The 1,781-nt window shown below is 71.3% G+C and carries 1 protein-coding gene and 1 pseudogene; one reads left to right on the top strand and one right to left on the bottom strand.

All coding sequences use genetic code 11. The annotated features are described in order from the left end of the window. Positions 1 to 166: 166 nt before the first annotated feature. Complete coding sequence (gene rfbB, locus DD1DGNOD_RS09385) at positions 167 to 1,168, top strand: dTDP-glucose 4,6-dehydratase (protein ID WP_131766248.1); 1,002 nt, start codon at positions 167 to 169, stop codon at positions 1,166 to 1,168. A gap of 77 nt (positions 1,169 to 1,245) precedes the next feature. On the opposite strand, the pseudogene DD1DGNOD_RS26745 reads toward rfbB, so the two are convergent. Beyond that, a pseudogene (locus DD1DGNOD_RS26745) lies at positions 1,246 to 1,781 on the bottom strand (hypothetical protein); the annotation flags it as partial.

Here is a 1,781-nt window from a genome sequence, read left to right as displayed (position 1 = left end):
GTGGCAGCGACCTCAGCCCACACCGGTTGGCAGCCCACACCGGTTGGCAGCCTGCACCGGTTGGCAGGCGGCGGCGATGATCGGCGTCACCCGGTCGTGAGAAGCTGGCGCGGATCGGGCGCCGAGGCCGCCGATCCCGATCTCTTCCGAAGGGGGACGTGCGCACATGTCGACGTTGCTGGTCACCGGGGCCGCCGGGTTCATCGGGTCGAACTTCGTCCGTTACTGGCGCGAGCACCACGCCCGTGACCAGGTGGTTGCGCTGGACGCGCTGACCTACGCCGGTTGCCGGGAGAACCTCGCCGACGTGCTGGACGCGATCACGTTCGTGCACGGGGACATCCGTGACCGCGAGCTCGTCGAGTCGCTGCTGCGGGAGCACCATGTCGACGTGGTGGTCAACTTCGCCGCCGAGTCGCACAACAGCCTGGCGATCATCCGTCCCGGCGACTTCTTCTCCACCAACGTCATCGGCACGCAGACGCTGCTGGAAGCCGCCCGCACGGTCGGCGTGGCGCGCTTCCACCAGATCTCGACCTGTGAGGTCTACGGCGACATGGACCTCGACGACCCGGGCGCGTTCACAGAGGACTCCCCGTACCTGCCGCGGACGCCGTACAACGCGGCCAAGGCCGGCGGCGATCACGCGGTGCGCGCCTACGGCCTGACCTACGACCTGCCGGTGACAATCACGAACTGCTCCAACAACTACGGGCCGTACCAGTTCCCGGAGAAGGTCATCCCGCTGTTCGTCACCCGAGCCCTGCAGGGCGAAAATCTGCCCCTGTACGCATCGGTGCGTAACCGCCGGGAGTGGCTGCACGTCGCCGACCACTGCCGGGCGATCGAGGCGGTGCTGGAACGCGGCCGGCTCGGCGAGACCTACCACGTCGGCAGCGGTGTCGAGGCCGACATCGAGACCATCGCCAACACGATCCTCGCCGAGTTGGGCCTGCCGGAGTCGCTGAAGACGATCGTGCCGGACCGCCCGTCCCACGACCGGCGCTACCTGCTCGACTCCTCCAGGCTGCGCACCGAGCTCGGCTGGGCACCCGAGATCAGCTTTGCCGACGGGATGCGGGAAACCGTCGCCTGGTACCGCGACAACGAGGCATGGTGGCGTCCGCTGATCGGCCGCTCCCCCGTCTCGGAGACCGCCTGGCGCTGACCTGCGACCCGCGCTCGGCTCCGCAGGACGGTCCCGACCCGGGCGTCAGCACGGCCCGCGGGACGTCCCCGGCTCGGTCAGACCATGTTCTCGGCCTGCTTCCAGGCGCAGGCCCGGGCGACGAACGTCCGGACGCCGTCCATGGTCGCGTGGTCGGCCCGCAGTGCAAGCAGGGTTGCCTCCAGCGGACGGCCCACCGCCCGGAACGGGCGGGGGGCCAGATCGAGGGCTGTGCCGGCCCGGTCGAGTGCGGCTTCGACGTCACCGCGGCGGGCGTCGGCGGCGGCCAGATGGGCGAGCGCAACGGCGACGAATCCGGGGCGGTCCATCGCCGTCAGCGCGGGCAGGGCGACGTTGGCATAGTCCATGGCGGCGTTGTGGTTCCCGGCGGCCGCGGCGGCGATCAGCCCGTGGTAGGCGACCTCCACCGGGTGGACGGCACCGGGGTCCTCCCCACCGGGTGTCCCCCGCTGCTCGGCCGGCAACGCGAACGCCTGGCAGATCGCCCGATCCGCGATCCTGGCCACCTCACCGGGATGCCCGCCGGGCAGGGCCGCGACGGCCCGCGCCTGCAACGCGAGCGCGGCGATCGCCACCGGGGTGCCGGTGGCAC

It is taken from the genome of Candidatus Protofrankia californiensis (genome assembly GCF_900634765.1).
GTDB classification, from domain to species: Bacteria; Actinomycetota; Actinomycetes; order Frankiales; family Frankiaceae; genus Protofrankia; species Protofrankia californiensis.
The sequence above is the reverse complement of the archived record's forward strand: the minus strand, read 5'-3'. Positions and strand labels throughout refer to the sequence as shown.

Coding starts and splice junctions, on each gene's coding strand:
- rfbB (WP_131766248.1), top strand. CDS start 167: ATGTCGACGTTGCTGGTCACCGGGGCCGCCGGGTTCATCGGGTCGAAC.